A 17,361-nucleotide genomic window follows, 5' to 3' on the forward strand; every position below is an offset into this window, starting at 1 on the left:
GCTAATCTATAACAAATTCAGGCTGGTTAAGCATTTTCTTCCGATGGGAAGAACTCGGCCACTCCGTTGCGAATCTTAGTTAGGTACGTGATGTTCGGCTGCACATTGAGGGAATCTAGCACGTGGAACGCACGTTCCCCGTCTTCACGGCGTAGGAGTTGACTGAGGCGGCTACTTGGGTCGCGCATGTCGCCGAACAGAATTGCTTCGGTAGGGCAAGACTGCGCGCAAGCTGTCACAATTTCCCCATCCTTCGGGCGGCGCTTCTGTTTTTTAGCCTCGAGCTTACCCAGCTGAATGCGCTGCACGCAGAGTGAACACTTCTCCATTACTCCGCGGGCCCGCACCGTCACGTCGGGGTTCAGCACCATACGACCTAAGTCAGTAAACATGTGCCCATTTACGGCTTCAAACTTCTCGTTAGAATAATACGAGAACCAATTGAAACGGCGCACTTTATATGGGCAGTTATTAGCGCAATAACGGGTACCTACGCACCGATTATAAGTCATTTGATTCAGGCCCTCCGAGCTGTGCGTAGTGGCCAATACTGGGCATACTGTCTCGCAAGGTGCGTGGTTGCAGTGCTGGCACATGAGCGGCTGAAAAATAACCTGCGGATTATCCGAGGGGTCTTCCATCGTACCGTAAGTCTTCAGCTTGCCTTGCGTCTCAAACTCGTCTTCGTGGTGGTCTGAGCTATAATACCGGTCGATACGCATCCAGTGCATCTCGCGGCGATTAATAACCTGCTGTTTGCCCACTACCGCTACGTTATTTTCAGCTTGGCACCCAATTACGCACGAGCCGCAGCCAATGCATGAGTTAAGGTCAACGGCCATGCCCCAGTGGTGGTCGTTATACTGGTAGTCCTGCCAAAGCGATACTTTGTTAGGCTTTTCCAGACCCTCTGGGGTAGCGATACGCTCGTACTCGGTAACTTCCTTTGGGTTCTCGCGGTACTTGGCCAGCGTATTTTCTTGCACTACCTCATGGCGGTCCATGATAGTGTGATGCGTCTGGGTTTGCGCAATTGGGTTAACTGCCCCGGTTTTCTCCAACGTAACAGTGGTCGTATAAACCGTACCACTAGGCGTTGATTGCGCCAACACGAAAGCGTTGGCCCCTACCGCGTCGCCAACCTTACCGGCTCGTGTGCGACCGTAGCCGAGCGCAATGCTAACCGTACCATCGGCTTGGCCAGGCTGCACTAGCACGGGCACCTCAATGCTCTTACCATTAGCCGTTACTTTCAGAACATCGCCTTGGCTCCATTTCTGCTCCACGGCCATCTTACGCGGCACTGCTACGTAATTGCCCCATGTAGCTTTAGAAATGGGGTCCGGTAACTCTTGCAGAAAAGGGTTGTTAGCCTCAATGCCTCCTTGGCCAATACCTACTTTCTCATAAAGTACGGCCTCGATACCACCAGCCTTGGCCCCACTACTGAGGCGGGCCGTAGCGTCGGCCAAGCTCATAGGCGCAACCGAGAAAGCAGTAGTAGTCAGCGCGGAGCCGTTTGCTACCCCATCGTGCACTGCCTTATCCCAGGCAGTCTGGAAGTCATCACCACCCAGCACGGTGCGCCAACCTGCGCGCAGAAACTCGTAATAATTCTCATTGGAGCCCGCCCATCGCAGGAAGCTTTCCTGAGCTTGGCGAGTTTTGAACAGCGGCGTAATAGCGGGCTGCGCCAAGCTGAGCGCACCTTGCCGAGGCTCATAGTCATTCCAAGATTCTAGCCAGTGGTGGTCGGGAGCCTGGTACTGACATAGCACCCCAGTTTCATCCAGCCGGTCGTTGAGCGAGATGCTCAGCGTCACTTTGGCTAGCGCAGCCTGAATTTCCTCGCCACGCGGATGATTATAGACCGGGTTGGCGTGGTAGAAGATAACGGTACTAACTGCCCCGCTCTTCAACTCATCAACAAATTGATTCATCCGCACATCGTCGCCCTGACGCACGAAAGAAGGTGCCGACAAACTCAGCGTAGTCCCTACGTTGCCAAGGGCTTGGTTGAGAGCCGCTACTACCGTTTGCACGGCTGGGTCATTAGAGCCCGATACCACCAAGGATGCACCCCGATTGGCTTGCAACTCCTTCGCAGCCTGCGCTACCTGCTTCTGAGCAACGGCCGAAAGCCCGACCGGAGAACCACCGCCCGTAGCGGCATTGTACAGCGCTAACGTTATCGCTCCCATTTCGGAAGGCTTCACGGGCACTCGCACATCGGCGTTAGAGCCGGTGAGCGAAAGAGCCGTCTCAAATTGAAAGTGCCGCGACATCGTGCGCCGGTCGGTATTTATCTTCCGATTGGTCACGTACTGGCGCGAATACTCCACGGGCGAAATCCACGTCCCTAGGAAATCAGCCCCTAGGCCAACGATAACGTTAGCACGGCTGAAATCGTAGGCCGGCAATACGCCACTATTAGCTTGCAACAGGCCCGAAGCCGAGTTTACATCGTAGGTAATGTGCTCGAAATTGCGATAGCGATTGGCCAGCGCGGCAATTGCACGCTTAGTACTAGGACTGATTATGGTAGGCGATACCAGCGCGATTTTACCGGTGGTATTAGCAAGGCCAGCGCGCACAGCGCGGTCAACCTGGTCAAAATCAGCCGGCTTATCCTTAATAGCGAATTGTCGCAGACGAGCCCCGTCATAAAGGTTAAGAACTGCCGCTTGAGCGCGGGCCGAGAGGCCACCGCGCGTTACTGGCGATTCAGGATTACCCTCCAGCTTGATTGGCCGGCCCTCGCGGGTCTTGACCAATACCGCGTTATAATCTGAGCCAGTGAAATAAGTAGAAGCGTAGAAGTTGGAGATGGTAGGGTCAACCTCCTCCGGCTTGTTTAGATAAGGAATGGCCTTGTGAACCGGCGTTTCGCAAGCCGCGAGCGTAGCCGCAGCCACGCTGAAACCCATAAGCTTCAGAAAGTCGCGGCGCGGTGCTACCGACGCATCGTCGGTGTGGCCCGCACGGCCTTCTTTTACCGGCAAAAAGTCGGGAAACTCGGCAAAAGCGTTTTTTACGAACTCCGGCGAGTGGTCCAGCTCTTCAATTCCCTTCCAGTATTTCATTTTATCAGGTATGAGACATCTTCAGTAACATATAGCCGAAACCGCTGAGCCGATTTCTGGTCGGCGGCTTCGGCCATGCGATATGTCTTTTATATAAAGCTTAGCTAAGAAAAATTTAGTGGTACCTTTTCTAGTAGTGGCACTTAGCGCACTCCGTGCCACCGTTCGACGACACGGTGAAGGGAACGGCGCTGTTCGAGCGGTCGTGCAGCTTCACTAGGTTATCGTAGTAAGCGTTGCCCTTGGTGTTGAGCGGCGTCTCGCGGTGGCAATTGATGCACCAGCCCATCGTGAGGGCCGAGTACTGATACACCACCTCCATGTTCTGGATAGGGCCGTGGCAAGTCTGGCACTGGATGCCGCCTACCTGCGTGTGCTGCGAGTGGTTGAAGTAGGCTAGGTCGGGTAGGTTGTGGATACGTACCCACTGAATGGGCTGCTTGCGCTCAATAGCCCGGTAGATTTTCTTGATTTCCGGCGACTCCGTCTTAATCTGCGAGTGGCAGTTCATGCAGATGTTGGCCGACGGAATGTTAGCCGACTTCCCCTTGTACACCGACGTATGGCAGTAGGCGCAGTTAATCTGGTTTTCGCCTGCATGGATTTTATGAGAGAATGCAATCGGCTGAGTAGGCTGGTAACCTTGGGTCAGGCCCACGGCCATCACACTCTGCACGCCGGCGTAGAGGAGCACTAAGCCGACCACAGTACCCACGATACCGCGCAACACTGGCGACTGATACAGCCGTGCCCAATCGAAGCGCTGGTTAAGCACTTCGATATCACGGCCATCCAGGTCCTTACGGCCTTGCAACACATCCTTCATCAAGTTGGCGATGATAGCTAGCGTCACAACCAGCACAATCAGTACTACTACCAGCACAATGAGCAGAATATCGGTGGAGCCCCCCGCGTTAGCGGCACCTCCCGCAGCAGCTTGGCCATCAACAGCCGTAGCATTTCCGGCCGTTACACCGCCGGCGGTAGCCGTAGCCCCACCCTCCTGCGAGGTAATCCAGGCCATGACGCTGGTTATATCCTTATCCGTCAATTGCGGGAAAGCCGGCATCTGCTGCTTGCCATTGGCCTCATACAGCTTTACAGCGTAATCATCGCCGCTGGCAATAACTTTGGCCGAGTTGTGAACCCACGGGATAACCCAGGAAATAGTACGGCGTTTGAGAATGCCGCCGAGGGCTGGGCCCACGACTTTCTCATTGACGGCATGGCACTGCGCGCAGTTGTTTTTAAACAACGCGTCGCCCGCCGCGATAGCGGCAGCATCGGGCGTACCAGAGCCTTGCGGAGCGGCCGATGCCGCGGCGTTAGCCCCAGCAGCCGTGGCTCCGGCGGTTGCACCAGGCGTTACGCCAGCTTTAGTGACGTTGGCAGTCTGGGCTAGGGCAGGAGCCGCGAGGGCCAGAAATAAGGCGAGCACCCAGGAAGTGGGGCGTGATAGAAAGCTATTCATCATCCAAACGAACCGGTAAAACGGATTGCGGGCGTACCCTTTCCGGGGTACAAATGTAGGCTAGGAATCGCGGGCGGCAAAGGCAGAAAAGCCATTTGCGCAAGGCCCCGCTTAATTTGGAAGCAGACTAAATAGGTTGGTTGACCTCTGCAGGCTGCTATTATCTTACTAAGGTATTGACTGATTGGGCAACCTGTTTTTTGCGGTTTTGGTTTTCTATTTTGAGTAGAAAATCCTACCCTTTGGAATAAAAATCAGCGAGCTTGTTTACCAACCTGGCAGTTAAGCTGGACATTTAACTAGATACTTAGCACCATGCGTTGGTAGTACCCCAAAAAATCAGTACCTTTGCCCCCCGATTCATTTTTTTCACTTTTAAAATCAACCCCGTCAATGGACGTAAGAAATTACGAGACGGTCTTCATCCTGACTCCCGTGCTGAACGAGGGCCAGGTGCAAGAGACGGTCGAGAAGTTCTCGCAGGTGCTTAAGGAAAATAGCGCCGACCTTATTTCAACTGAAGCCTGGGGCCTGCGCAAGCTAGCCTACCCGATTCAGAAGAAATCCACTGGTTACTACTTCACGCTGACGTACAATCACAGCGGCGAAGCTAACATCGTGGACGTACTCGAACTGGCTTTCCGCCGCGACGAGCGCGTGATTCGTTTTCTGACCACGGTGCTCGACAAGCATTCTGTGACTTATAACGAGCGCCGCCGCAATGGGGAGATGAACCAACAGCGCGCCCCCAAAGAGGCCGAAACCGTAGCCCAGTAACCTTATTAACAGATAACGATGGCTACGAGAAACAATAACCGCAGCAACGACCGCAACAACGGCAATAAGCCCGTTGACACGCGCAACAAGTACTGCCGCTTTAAGAAGAACGGCATCAAGTACGTGGACTATAAGGACCCGAACTTCCTGCTGAAATTTGTGAACGAGCAGGGGCGCTTGCTACCCCGTCGCATCACGGGCACCAGCCTGAAATTCCAGCGCAAAGTGGCCCAGGCCGTGGCTAAGGCCCGCCACCTGGCCCTAATGCCCTACGTAGCGGACGCTCTTAAATAGGCTGATTGTTGCTAGCAGATTGTTGATTATTACTGGCCAGACGTTCTGTTTTTGGCTATTAGCAATTGACAATCAACACCTAACAATCAACAATCAACAATCATCCTGACAAGAATCATGGAAATCATTCTGAAAGACGACGTTAAGGGGCTCGGGTACAAGAACGACCTCGTGACGGTAAAATCCGGCTACGGCCGCAACTACCTGCTGCCGCAAGGCTTGGCGATGCTGGCTGACAAGTCGGCTAAGAAAATCGTGGCCGAGAACGTGCGCCAAGCAGCCCACAAAGCTGAAAAGGTGAAAACCAACGCGCAAGCGGTGGCCGACCAGGTAGGCGACCAAGTCTTTGAACTGCCCGCCAAGATTGGCGAAACCGGCAAGATTTTCGGGCGCGTAACCACGCTGCAATTATCGGAAGCGCTCAAGAACAAGGGCATCGATGTGGACCGCAAGCGCTTAAGTTTCGACCAGGAGGTTACTACCGCTGGCGACTATACTGCCACGCTAAATCTGCACAAAGAAGTGAAGCATACGGTAAAATTCCGGGTAGAAGCAGCTTAGCTGATAAGCTAATAGCCACTAACTATTCACTTGTTAAAAGCCCCGGCGGGGCGGCCTCCCGAACAGGTAGGTCGCTGCGTCGGGGCTCGTTGCTTTATATTTTCCTCACAATTAGCTAGCTGTCAAGCCAGAAGCTAACGGCTAAAAGCTACTAGCTATCAGCTAGTGGAGGGTTACCTTTGTAGTTCATGTTTCGAACTGACTTAACTATTGCGCCGCAGGAGCGGCAATTGGCGCGTACGGCGCGCGTACTCACGATAGGCTCTTGCTTTGCCGATAGTCTCGGCGAGCGACTGCGGCTGAATAAGGTGACTACCCTGGCTAATCCCTTCGGAACGGTGTTTCAGCCCCTGGCGCTAGCGCAGCTGCTACGAGCCGCCGCTGGCGAAGCGCAGGACTGGCAGCAGCACGTAGTAGAAGCACGGGGCCGCTGGCAAAGCTTTGATTTTCACGGCAGCGTGGGGGCTGATTCGCCCGTCGAGCTGCTACAAGTCATTCAGGAAACTGTGCGGCGGGTAGGAGACTTCGTGCGTACTGCCGACGCCGTGGTGCTGACCCTGGGTACCGCTTGGGCCTACCGACTGCGCGAAACCGGCGAGCTGGTGAGTAACCTGCACAAGCTGCCAGCCGCGCTTTTTGAGAAAGAGCTGCTGACGGCTGACGAGATAGTGAACGGGCTGGCTGAGGTGCACGCGTTGTTGCGCCGCATTAATCCTGACGTTCGCATCATACTGACCGTGAGCCCAGTGCGGCATTTGAAAGATACGCTGCCGCTGAGCGCGGTGAGCAAGTCGGTGCTACGTGTGGCCTGCCACTACCTCGGCGAGCTGCTGCCGGGCGTGAGCTACTTCCCGGCTTATGAGCTGTTGACGGACGACCTGCGCGACTATCGCTTCTACGCGGCCGATATGCTGCACCCGTCCCCAGTGGCCGAGGATTACGTCTGGGACAAGTTTGCGCGGGCTTATTTCGACGCCGAGTTTGGCCGTTTTCGCAAGGAGTGGGCGGCGGTGCGCCAGTCGCTGGGCCACCGGCCGCTGCATCTGGGTGCTCCCGAGCACCGCACTTTCCTGGACCAGACCCGCGAGCGCCTGGAAAAGCTGCTCGCGCAGGGTGTGGAAGTACGCCAAGAGTTGCGAGATGTGCAGCGCCAACTGGCAGCCCTACCCCCCCCCAGGCCGGCCTACGTGCCGCCACTGCCGGAAGATAACGAGGAGCGCATTGATATCGGTGACGAAGATTCTGACAATCAAATAATTGTTAGCCAACCGACTAGCGCACCAGCACAACCGGTTGAGCGCCGCGCCGACAACCCGCGCGGCCGGCGCAACGGCCGCGATAGCCGCAGCGACCGCTCGAACCGGGACCGGCGCGACGACCGGCCTACCGCCGCACCGGTAGAAACCGAGGTTTTTGCCGTGGCTGAAGAACCAGTTGTGGAATCGGTAGCTACTGCCGTGCAGAAGCTATTGCTTGACCCCACGGCCGAGCTGTTGCCAGAAGCGGAAGCGGACAGCGCTGGCTACCCGGCCACGAAGAAGAAGCGCCGTTCGCGGGGTGGGGCCAAACGCACGGCTCGTAAGAACGCGGCGCGCCTAGCCGCTGAGCAGGCAGGCGAGGAAACCGGTTCGCTGGCAGCAGAGGAGTTGGACGAAGAATTGGCCCACGAAATGACTGGCTTCCTGCCTGAGGCTGCTGAATTGGAAGTCCTACCCCCCACCAGCGAGCTCAAGCCCCATAAGCGCGGCACCGGGCCGACACCTAAAAAATCGAAGGTCATTACTAAGTCGGGTTTGGTAAAGCGAGGGAAACGGACAAGCTTATTTCGAGCGGCTGACCAGCCGGAAGCCTCCGTGGCCGCGCCGCGGCCGGCCTCCGCACCGATTATCTCGCCACCCATCATTCCCGAAATCTTGCTGGAACGACCTGCGGTAGCCGAGGCCATTTATGCCAGTCCGCCCGACCTAGCTGAAACTACGCCGACCACATCGGAGCCGCCGGCAACTCCGGAAACTGTGCCAGCGGCCGACCCCCCGAAGCCCACAACGCGGCGTAGCCGACCCAGAACTGCCACTGCCACCACCGAAGCGAGCGCCAGCAAGCCGGCTAAAAAAGCCCCTAAAGCAGCCCTTAAGGCTACCAAGCCCGCTGCCGCGAAGAAGGCGGCTCCCAAAAAGGCCGCGGCTAAGAAACCGGCTGCGAAAAAGCCCCCTACCCCTGCCGCACCAGCCGGCGACTCGCCGGCCACTTAATCTTTCTCAAAACCCAGCCCCGCCGGCTGGGTTTTGTTTTACCCATCGCATCCGAAGTTATGTCTAACTCCGCCCCTACCCCCTCCACCAACCGCCTAGCCCACGAAACCAGCCCCTACCTGCTCCAACACGCCCATAATCCGGTGGACTGGTACCCGTGGGGACCGGAGGCGCTGGGGCGCGCCCAGGCTGAGCAAAAGCCCATTTTGGTGAGCATTGGGTATGCGGCGTGCCACTGGTGCCACGTGATGGAGCGCGAGTCATTTGAGAATGAGCAGGTAGCGCGGGTGATGAACAAATATTTCGTGTGCATCAAAGTGGACCGGGAGGAGCGACCCGACGTGGACCAGATTTACATGGACGCGGTGCAGGCGATGGGTATTCAGGGCGGCTGGCCGCTGAACGTGCTGCTGACGCCCGAGGCTAAGCCGTTTTATGGCGGCACGTATTTCCCACCCGGCAACTGGGTGAAGCTGCTCGAAAATGTAGCCCAGGCCTACGCCGGTGAGCACCGCGCCGAGTTGGAAGGCTCGGCCGAGCGCTTTGTGCAGGTGCTGCAAGCGAGTGAGCTGGAGAAGTATGGCGCGGCCGGCGAGCTGGTTAGCACGGCCGTTAATGATGAGAAATTCAAGCTAATGGCCTATAACCTGACTCAGCGCTTTGACCGCGAACGGGGCGGCACCAACCGCGCACCCAAGTTTCCGATGCCCAGCATCTGGCGGTTTTTGCTGCGGGCGCATCACATCTCGAGCAGCCAGCAGCTGTTGAGTCAAGTCAACCTCACGCTGCGCGAAATGGCCTGGGGCGGCATTTATGACCAGGTAGGCGGCGGTTGGGCGCGCTACTCAGTCGATGCGGAGTGGCTAGTGCCGCACTTTGAGAAAATGCTGTATGATAACGGCCAGCTGCTGAGCCTCTACAGCGAGGCGTTTCAGGTGACGCAGGAGCCGCTGTACCGCGAGGTCGTTTTCCAGACTGTGAACTGGGTGCGGCGCGAGTTGACTAACCCGGAGGGCGGCTTTTACTCGTCGCTCGATGCCGATAGCGAGGGCGAAGAAGGCAAGTTTTACGTCTGGACCCGCGCCGAATTGCAGGCTATCTTAGGTGAGGAAGAGCCGCTGGCGGCGGCTTACTACCAGTGCACGGGGGTAGGGAACTGGGAGCACGGCAACAACATTTTGCACCGCCGACAATCGGATGCCGACTTCGCCACCGAGCACATGCTGGAGCCGCACGTGCTGGCCAAGCTCATTCACGGTTGGCAAAAGCAGCTGCTGACCGCCCGCGCCCACCGCGTGCGGCCGGGCCTCGACGACAAGGTACTAACGGGCTGGAATGCGCTTATGCTCAGCGGCCTGCTGGCTGCCTACCGGGCGTTTGGCGCGCAGGAGTTCCTGGACTTAGCGCTACGCAATGCCGAGTTTTTGCGGGCCAACCTGCGCAACGGGCCGCGCCTCTACCGCACCTGGAAGAACGGCCGCGCCACTATCAACGGCTTTCTGGAAGACTACGCGCTAGTGATTGAAGCTTACATCAGTCTCTATGAAGCGACCTTCGCGGAAAGCTGGCTGCGCGAGGCGCAGGGGCTGACGACCTACGTGCTCGATAATTTCTTCGACCCCGCCGAGCAGCAGTTTTTCTACACCGATGCCAGCGCCGAGCCGCTCATCGCCCGCAAAAAGGAGTTGTTCGACAACGTGATTCCTGGCTCTAACTCGGTGATGGCCCACAACCTGCTGCGGCTGGGTCGCCACCTCGAAAACACCGATTATCAAGCGTTGGCGGCTGCTATGCTGGGCCAGGTGCAGGCCCTAGCGGCCAAAGAGCCGCAGCACCTCACTAACTGGGCCAGTCTCTATGTAGCGCTGCTGCGGCCGGGTGCCGAAGTGGCCATCACTGGTCCGCAGGCTGAGGCATTTCGTGCGCAGCTAAGCCGGCATTTTTTGCCTAATGACGTGCTGGCTGGCAGTTCCACGACCAGCGCCCTACCCCTGCTCCAAGGCCGAGCAGGCACTGACCAAACCACCCTTTACGTGTGCCGCGACCACTCCTGCCAGCTGCCGGTGCACTCGGTGCCCGAGGCCCTGGCACAATTGGCACAGTAGGGTAAACTTTCCGGTTCGCACTACTGGCCGCTGGTCGGGGTTATCTTTACTATTCGCCTGCTGCTAGCTGTTTCCCGTGTCGCTTACCTTCGAATTTGCTGCCCCTACCCCCGCCCCGGCGGCTATGCCCGACCGGGTAACGCTGTTCGTGGATGTGATTTTGCCCCTGCCCCTGCCTAAGCTTTACACTTACCGGGTACCGTTTGAGCTGAATGACAACGTAGTAATTGGGGGCCGGGTCATTGTGCAGTTTGGGGCTAAGCGCACGCTGAGCTGCATTGTGGCAGCCGTGCACGAAACGCCGCCCAAGGAATACCAGGCCAAGTACATTCTGGAGTTTATCGACGATGCGCCCGTGGTGACGCAGCCGCAGCTCAAGCTATTTCGCTGGATAAGTGAGTATTACCTCTGCACGCTGGGCGAGGTGATAAACGCCGCGCTGCCAGCCGCGCTCAAGCTCAGCTCCGAGTCACGCATTCAGCTGCACCCGGCGTACCTCAACGAAGGCAGCCCCTACCCCCTCGACGACAAGGAACAGCGCATTGTGGACAGCCTGCGCACCGAGGACGGCAAGGCGCTGACGTTTACCGAAGTGGGCGACTTACTAGGTATTGCATCGTTTCATAAAGTTATTAAGTCGCTGATGCAGAAGGATGTTATCTTTCTGTTTGAGCAAATGGCCGACAAGTATTCGCCCAAAGTGCTGAAAAAGGTTCGGCTGGCGCACCACTACGTGAGCACCGCCGCCGTGGAGCGGCTGTTTGAGGACCTGGCCGCCAAGCCCAAGCAGGTGGATGTGCTGCTGAAATACTTACAGCGCGTACCGGTGCACCACAACGAGCACCTCAACCACCTGGGCATCGAGAAAGCCTACCTCACCAGCTCGCCCCACCTCTCGGCCTCGGCGGTGAACACGCTGATAAAGAACGGTATCCTGGAGCAGTTCGACCAGATTGTGTCGCGCTTTCCGCTCGACGAAAACCCGGTGGCCCAGATGCCCTACCAGCTCAATGAAGCACAAGTAGTGGCCCGCGATGAGGTAATGACGCTCTTTGACCAGCAGAATATCGTGCTGCTGCACGGTGTCACGGGCTCGGGCAAGACAGAGATTTATATCGACCTCATTCGCAATGCCTTGGACGGTGGTGGGCAGGTACTGTACCTGCTGCCGGAAATCGCCCTCACGGCCCAGATTGTGACCCGGCTGATGCGCGTGTTTGGCTCGCGGCTGGGCGTGTACCACTCCAAATTCTCCGACAACGAGCGGGTGGAGGTGTGGAACGGCGTGCTTTCGGGCCGCTTTCAGGTGGTAGTGGGCGTGCGCTCGGCGGTGTTCTTACCTTTTGATAACCTGAGCCTTATCATCGTAGACGAGGAGCACGAAAGCTCCTACAAGCAGTACGACCCCGCCCCGCGCTACAACGCCCGTGAGGTGGCCCTGATGATGGGCAACTTTCAGGGTGCCAAGGTATTGCTGGGCTCGGCCACGCCGGCCGTGGAAACCTACTACCAGGCGCGGCTGGGCCGCTACGGCTTGGTCACGCTCAGCAAGCGCTTCGGTGAGGCTGGGATGCCGGAGATTGAGCTGATTGACACCCGCAAGCTGCGCGCCGAGAAGAAGATGCACAACCACTTCTCGGCCGACCTGCTGAGCGCGATGGAAAGTAAAATTGCGCAGAATGAGCAGGTTATCCTCTTCCAGAACCGGCGCGGCTACGCGCCCGTGACCGAGTGCAACGACTGCGGCTACATCCCGAAGTGCCAGAGCTGCGCCGTGTCGCTCTCTTACCACAAGCACGCCCACGAGCTGCGCTGCCACTACTGCGGCTATCACGAGGGCATGCCCACGCAGTGCCCGGCCTGCGGCTCGCGGGCGCTGCGCACCCAGGGCTTCGGCACCGAAAAGCTGGAAGACGACCTCAAAATAATGCTGCCCCAGGCTAATGTGCAGCGCATGGACCTGGACACGACCCGCGCCAAAAACGCCTACCAGCAGATTATCGGCGACTTTGAGCAGCAGAAAACCAACGTGCTCGTGGGCACCCAGATGGTGACCAAGGGCTTGGATTTCGAGAACGTGAGCCTAGTGGGTATCGTGAATGCCGACGCCATTATTCACTACCCCGACTACCGCGCCCACGAGCGCGCCTACCAGATGTTTGTGCAGGTAAGCGGCCGGGCCGGGCGCAAGGGTAAGAAAGGTAAAGTACTGATTCAGACCGGCGACCCTACCCAGGTTATTTTTGACAAGGTAATTCGCAACGACTACCTCGAATTTTACGAGTATGAAATAACCCAGCGCCGTGAGCACGAGTACCCACCCTTCGCCCGCATGATAAAGCTGACGGTGAAGCATATGGACCAGGAGCTAGCCCAAAAAGCCGCCATCCTGCTTACCCAAGAATTGATTGAACGCCTGGGCCGCGGCCCGGTGCTGGGGCCGGAAGCGCCCTACATTTTCCGCATCCGCAATTTCTTTTTGCAGGAAATCGTCATCAAGCTCAGCCGCGAGCACACGGTGCTGAAGGCGGCCAAGGTAGCCATCTGCGCGGCGCTCGACGTGGTGCGCGACCAGAAAGAATACCGTCAGGCTCGCTTGGTGGTAGACGTGGACCCTATGTAAGTCAATTATCAGTTAACAGTCGTTCCACTAGCGCAAAATGCGCTAGTGGAACGACTGTTAACTGATAATTGACAACTGGTGATTGACTTATAGCGCGTCGAGCACCCAGAACAACAGGAAGAGCAAACCAATAATCAGCAGAATAGTGCCGATAATATTGAGGAGGCTACCACCTATCGCAAAGAAAATCAAGCTAATAACTCCAAATATGATGGCGTAGCGCAGGTTGCCGTCGAGGCGGGCCGTGCTGGCGGTGACATCACCCTTTTTGAGCTGCGGCATTCTAGCCGCCATCTTGTTGAACTTCTTGGTCACCTTGGCCAAGGCTAGGCGCTGCACTAGGCTCAGCTTTTGCGGCGCGGCGGCTGCCGTAGCCGGAGCAGTGGTGGTTACTTCGGCCGCGGTGGGGGGGGTAGGCACGGCAGCGGGGCGGGCGGCTACCGAGGCAGCGGCCTCCGTAGCTACCGGAGCCGGGGCTGTAGCCACCGTAATTTCGGGGGCCACGGCCGTGGCAGATGCCTGAGCCAAGGGGGTGGGGGTAGCAACTGCAGTAGCAGCTATGCGGGCTTTAGGGGCGGCCGTGGGGGCACCCAGGTACGAGGCCGAGCGGGGTAGAAAAGCATACTCGGCCCGGCTGCACGAGCCTAGTGCCAGCGCGCCGGTGAGGACCACCGCCAAGCGGCCCAGAGTAGAAATCAAATTCTTCATAAGGTGAAAAGAAAGAAGGGTGGTGAAAGAAAACTGCGCGGGATACGTTAAAGCGGATAATAATGGTTGGGTTGACGACTATTTTTTTCGTCATTCAGCCCCCTCTCACACTGCGCCGGGCTGAACGACTGGTCATTGCTGCTTGTTGTACTGCCGCGCTACGCATCTCGTCTGCTTTCGCTTATTTATGAATCATACCGTTGCACGTTGGCTAGGACTGGCCGGGCTAGCCGCTGCTGGGGCCTGCACCCAGTTGCCAGTGGAATCAAGCACTGCCGGCCGCACTGGCCTACGGGCGCAGGGGTTTACTGCCGCCACGCCTACCCACCTGCCAGACTCGCAGGGCTACGAGCGCCGCCCACCGCGCGACCCTAACGGCATCGGCCGCTACTATCAAGGGCGGCAGATTGCCCACGTTATGGGCCACGAGGGGGCCGATTGGCTGGAGCGCGACGACCGCAGCCAGGAGGAAGGCACCGAAACCCTGCTTCGGGAGCTGCATCTCAAGCCCACCGATACGGTGGCCGATATTGGGGCGGGCACGGGGTTTTTCTCGTTTCGGATGGCCCCGCTGGTGCCGCGCGGCCAGGTGCTGGCCGTCGATATTCAGCCCGAAATGATTACTGAGCTAAAGCAGCGCCAGGCCAAAAATGGCCTGCATAACGTGCGCCCCGTGCTTGGCACCACCCGCGACCCGCACCTGCCCGCCAATGCCGTGGACCTGGTGCTCATCGTGGATGCCTACCACGAGTTTGACCACCCGCGCGAGATGGGCCTGGCCATCAGGCGGGCACTGCGACCCGGCACCGGCCGCCTGGCGCTGGTCGAGTATCGCGCTGAAGACCCTGCGGTACCCATTAAGGAGATTCATAAAATGACCGTGGACCAGGCTAAGAAAGAGATGGCAGCCATCGGTCTTGAGTTCGTGAAAGTAGACGAAAAGCTGCCGCAGCAGCATTTGCTACTGTTTCGCAAACCGCAGTAACGCAAGTTCGCGCTACTTTTTCATTAATCGCTCAATATCAGCTAATTCTAGCGGAATATTAGCCATCAGGTCCTCATTACCGGTGGCGGTAATGAGGATATCGTTTTCTAGCCGAATGCCCAGCTTTTCTTCGCGGATGTAGATGCCCGGCTCGTTGGTGTACACCATGCCCGCTTCAAATTTGCGGTACTTGTAGCCTACGTCGTGCACGTCGAGGCCCAGGTAGTGACTGGTACCGTGCGGAAAGTATTTCTTGTAGAGCGGCGCGTCGGGGTCCTGATTTTTGACGTCGCCGGCGTTCAGCAAGTCGAGCTTCACTAATTCTTGCTCCATCACCTCGCCTACTGCTTTGTGATAGACTTCAATCTCGTTGCCGACTACAAGCTGAGTCTTGGCAAACTTGAAGACCCTCAGCACGGCCTCGTATACCTGGCGCTGGCGCGGCGAATACGTACCCGACACCGGGATGCTGCGCGAGAGGTCGGCGGCGTAGTTAGCGTACTCCGCCCCAAAATCCAGCAGCAGCACGTCGCCGGCCTGACATTGGCGGTCGTTGCTGACGTAGTGCAGAATGGTGGCGCTTTCGCCACTGCCAATGATGCTGCCGTAGGCCGGCCCCCGCGAGCCGGAGCGCATAAACTCGTGCACAATCTCGGCCTCAATCTCAAACTCCCACACGCCCGGCTCCACGAAGCCCAGCACGCGCCGGAAGGCGTTGCCCGTGATTTCGCCGGCCCGGCGCATAAGCCGGATTTCCTCGGCACTCTTAATGGCGCGCAGCTGATGTAGCAGCGGCGCGGCACGCCGGTACTGGTGCAGGGGGTAGCGCCGCTGCATATCGCGAATAAAGCGGGCATCGCGGGTTTCGACCTCCACCACAGCCCGAATGTGCTCGTTGGAGTTCAGATACACCGATTCGGCCTCGTTCATCAGAGCAGCCAGCACGGCCGGGAAGGCATCGAGCCACATGATGGTTTTGATGCCTGCCACCTCGCGGCCCTGCTCCTTAGTTAGCTTGTAGCCTTCCCAAACCAGAATGTGCTCGGAGGTTTCCTTGAGAAATAAAATCTCGCGGTGCTTTTCAAGGGCCGCGTCGGGGCAAATGACGAGGATACTATCCTCCTGGTCTACCCCGCTGAGGTAGAACAGGTCATTGTTTTGCCGGAAGGCCAGCGTGCCATCGGCGTTAGTGGGCAGAATATCGTTGGCATTAAAAATGGCCAGCGACCGCGGCGGCAGCAGCTCACGGAAGCGGCGGCGATTTTCGACGAATAACTCGGGGGCGATGGGGCCGTAGCGCATAAGTAGGGGTAGGGAGCAGGTTGAGCGCGCAAAGTAGCGCGAACTTTGTAGTCCGCGCCCCCGCGCCGTTCTACTAATGCGAACGGCGCAAGGATGCGAATTACAAAATTGGCTACGCCCTTTTCAAGTCGCGCTACTTATGCTCCGGCAAACCCGCACCTTTTTGCTTCCCTACGCCGCGCTACTGTTGGCCATCGGTGGCGTACTATTCGCCACGCCCAAACAAACGGCGTTCTTCTGGGTCAATGGCCACTACGCGCCATTTTTCGACCAGTTTTTCCGGGCCTTTACCAACGTGGGCGACGGTTTGTTCTACGTATTCGTGACACTGGCCCTGCTCTTCGTGCGCTTCCGCTGGGCCTTCCTGAGCCTAGTGTGCTTTGCCGTTACTTCGCTGGCGGCCCAGGTAGGCAAGCAGCTTATTTTCACGGGCCACCCGCGGCCGTTCCGTTATTTCAGCGAACACCCCAGCTTCCCGCCGCTGCACGTGGTGGAGGGGGTAGTGATGGGCACGCTCAAGAGCTTTCCGTCGGGCCACTCCACGTCGGCCTTTTCGGTGTTTCTGCTGCTCACTTTTTTGGTAAAAAATAAGCGATGGGGCTACGGATTTTTGCTGTTGGCCGCGCTGGCGGCCTACTCGCGAGTGTACCTGGCCCAGCATTTTGTAGAGGACGTATTTGCCGGCTCCATCCTGGGCACGGGCCTCACGCTGGCGCTGCTGGCCTGGCTGGTGCCCTACCTGGAGCGGCACTCGCAGCCCTGGCACCAGTGGCGGCTGCGCCGCGGGCGCTCGGCCGGCCGCTTCTGAGCAGCTTGCGGAACACTACCTCCTACCCTCTCCTACCAATAGCAAAATCTTCTTTTCTTCGCATAAATTTATGCATATATTTAGTCTATTTTGTCACAACGCTGGTGTTCTATATCACTTTTTTTGACCAGGAGCCGGCTAAAGTACGCCTCTGCTACACCAAATTCACCTTGGAGCGACCTGCGTTCGTTACTTCCTTTATAAAAAACACCGACTGAATATGGGCGCAGTTCAGCTATCTGGGCTTGCAGGTCGAAACTGAGGGCTAGGGCGAGTTGGCCCAGCGAAGGATGGACGTGGGCCGAGGCGGCCTGCCTCACCAGCCACGAAGAAACCAGTCCCAATTAGCCGCTACGACAAGCAGAGTAAATTCTGAGGCAACGACCCTAACA

At 57.6% G+C, this 17,361-nt stretch carries 12 protein-coding genes; 8 read left to right on the forward strand and 4 right to left on the reverse strand.

Annotation, left to right across the window (positions count from 1 at the left end; translation table 11 throughout):
- Positions 1-26 precede the first annotated feature (26 nt).
- Complete coding sequence (locus LC531_RS14965; protein ID WP_223651592.1) at positions 27-3,083, reverse strand: TAT-variant-translocated molybdopterin oxidoreductase; 3,057 nt, start codon at positions 3,081-3,083, stop codon at positions 27-29.
- Positions 3,084-3,213: 130 nt separating this feature from the next.
- Positions 3,214-4,521, reverse strand: coding sequence for a cytochrome c3 family protein (locus tag LC531_RS14970; RefSeq protein ID WP_223651594.1), 1,308 nt, complete (start codon positions 4,519-4,521; stop codon positions 3,214-3,216).
- Between the two features lie 426 nt (positions 4,522-4,947).
- On the opposite strand from LC531_RS14970, the gene rpsF reads away from it, so the two are divergent.
- The 6 genes from rpsF (at position 4,948) to priA (ending at position 13,166) form a co-directional block, all read left to right on the forward strand.
- Positions 4,948-5,331, forward strand: coding sequence for a 30S ribosomal protein S6 (gene rpsF / locus LC531_RS14975; protein WP_223651595.1), 384 nt, complete (start codon positions 4,948-4,950; stop codon positions 5,329-5,331).
- A gap of 18 nt (positions 5,332-5,349) precedes the next feature.
- A complete protein-coding gene (gene rpsR / locus LC531_RS14980; protein ID WP_223651597.1) occupies positions 5,350-5,625 on the forward strand; it encodes a 30S ribosomal protein S18 in 276 nt (91 codons plus the stop codon).
- Between the two features lie 117 nt (positions 5,626-5,742).
- A complete protein-coding gene (rplI, locus tag LC531_RS14985; protein ID WP_223651599.1) occupies positions 5,743-6,186 on the forward strand; it encodes a 50S ribosomal protein L9 in 444 nt (147 codons plus the stop codon).
- 188 nt (positions 6,187-6,374) lie between these two features.
- On the forward strand, positions 6,375-8,438 hold the full coding sequence (locus tag LC531_RS14990) for a GSCFA domain-containing protein (protein ID WP_223651601.1): 2,064 nt from the start codon (positions 6,375-6,377) through the stop codon (positions 8,436-8,438).
- A gap of 59 nt (positions 8,439-8,497) precedes the next feature.
- Positions 8,498-10,543 carry a thioredoxin domain-containing protein gene (locus LC531_RS14995; protein ID WP_223651603.1) on the forward strand — a complete coding sequence of 682 codons (2,046 nt, stop codon included), beginning with the start codon at positions 8,498-8,500 and terminating at the stop codon, positions 10,541-10,543.
- Positions 10,544-10,619: 76 nt separating this feature from the next.
- Positions 10,620-13,166 carry a replication restart helicase PriA gene (gene priA, locus LC531_RS15000; RefSeq protein ID WP_332874871.1) on the forward strand — a complete coding sequence of 849 codons (2,547 nt, stop codon included), beginning with the start codon at positions 10,620-10,622 and terminating at the stop codon, positions 13,164-13,166.
- A gap of 87 nt (positions 13,167-13,253) precedes the next feature.
- Here the strand turns inward: priA and LC531_RS15005 are convergent, their stop codons facing one another.
- Entirely contained in the window at positions 13,254-13,874 is a 621-nt protein-coding gene (locus tag LC531_RS15005; protein ID WP_223651605.1) for a hypothetical protein, read from the reverse strand.
- 187 nt (positions 13,875-14,061) lie between these two features.
- Between LC531_RS15005 and LC531_RS15010 the strand changes: the two genes are divergently transcribed.
- On the forward strand, positions 14,062-14,859 hold the full coding sequence (locus tag LC531_RS15010; RefSeq protein ID WP_223651607.1) for a class I SAM-dependent methyltransferase: 798 nt from the start codon (positions 14,062-14,064) through the stop codon (positions 14,857-14,859).
- 12 nt (positions 14,860-14,871) lie between these two features.
- Here LC531_RS15010 and LC531_RS15015 read toward each other — a convergent pair whose 3' ends face one another.
- Positions 14,872-16,161, reverse strand: coding sequence for an aminopeptidase P N-terminal domain-containing protein (locus tag LC531_RS15015; protein WP_223651609.1), 1,290 nt, complete (start codon positions 16,159-16,161; stop codon positions 14,872-14,874).
- A gap of 139 nt (positions 16,162-16,300) precedes the next feature.
- On the opposite strand from LC531_RS15015, the gene LC531_RS15020 reads away from it, so the two are divergent.
- Entirely contained in the window at positions 16,301-16,969 is a 669-nt protein-coding gene (locus LC531_RS15020; RefSeq protein ID WP_223651612.1) for a phosphatase PAP2 family protein, read from the forward strand.
- Positions 16,970-17,361 lie beyond the last annotated feature (392 nt).

Source organism: Hymenobacter psoromatis (genome assembly GCF_020012125.1).
Classification (GTDB): domain Bacteria; phylum Bacteroidota; class Bacteroidia; order Cytophagales; family Hymenobacteraceae; genus Hymenobacter; species Hymenobacter psoromatis.

Bases quoted from the DNA above. Each gene is read 5' to 3' on its own strand.
- LC531_RS14965 (WP_223651592.1), bottom strand. From the start codon at position 3,083: ATGAAATACTGGAAGGGAATTGAAGAGCTGGACCACTCGCCGGAGTTC.
- rpsF (WP_223651595.1), top strand. From the start codon at position 4,948: ATGGACGTAAGAAATTACGAGACGGTCTTCATCCTGACTCCCGTGCTG.
- rpsR (WP_223651597.1), top strand. From the start codon at position 5,350: ATGGCTACGAGAAACAATAACCGCAGCAACGACCGCAACAACGGCAAT.
- rplI (WP_223651599.1), top strand. From the start codon at position 5,743: ATGGAAATCATTCTGAAAGACGACGTTAAGGGGCTCGGGTACAAGAAC.
- LC531_RS14990 (WP_223651601.1), top strand. From the start codon at position 6,375: ATGTTTCGAACTGACTTAACTATTGCGCCGCAGGAGCGGCAATTGGCG.
- LC531_RS14995 (WP_223651603.1), top strand. From the start codon at position 8,498: ATGTCTAACTCCGCCCCTACCCCCTCCACCAACCGCCTAGCCCACGAA.
- LC531_RS15005 (WP_223651605.1), bottom strand. From the start codon at position 13,874: ATGAAGAATTTGATTTCTACTCTGGGCCGCTTGGCGGTGGTCCTCACC.
- LC531_RS15010 (WP_223651607.1), top strand. From the start codon at position 14,062: ATGAATCATACCGTTGCACGTTGGCTAGGACTGGCCGGGCTAGCCGCT.
- LC531_RS15015 (WP_223651609.1), bottom strand. From the start codon at position 16,161: ATGCGCTACGGCCCCATCGCCCCCGAGTTATTCGTCGAAAATCGCCGC.
- LC531_RS15020 (WP_223651612.1), top strand. From the start codon at position 16,301: ATGCTCCGGCAAACCCGCACCTTTTTGCTTCCCTACGCCGCGCTACTG.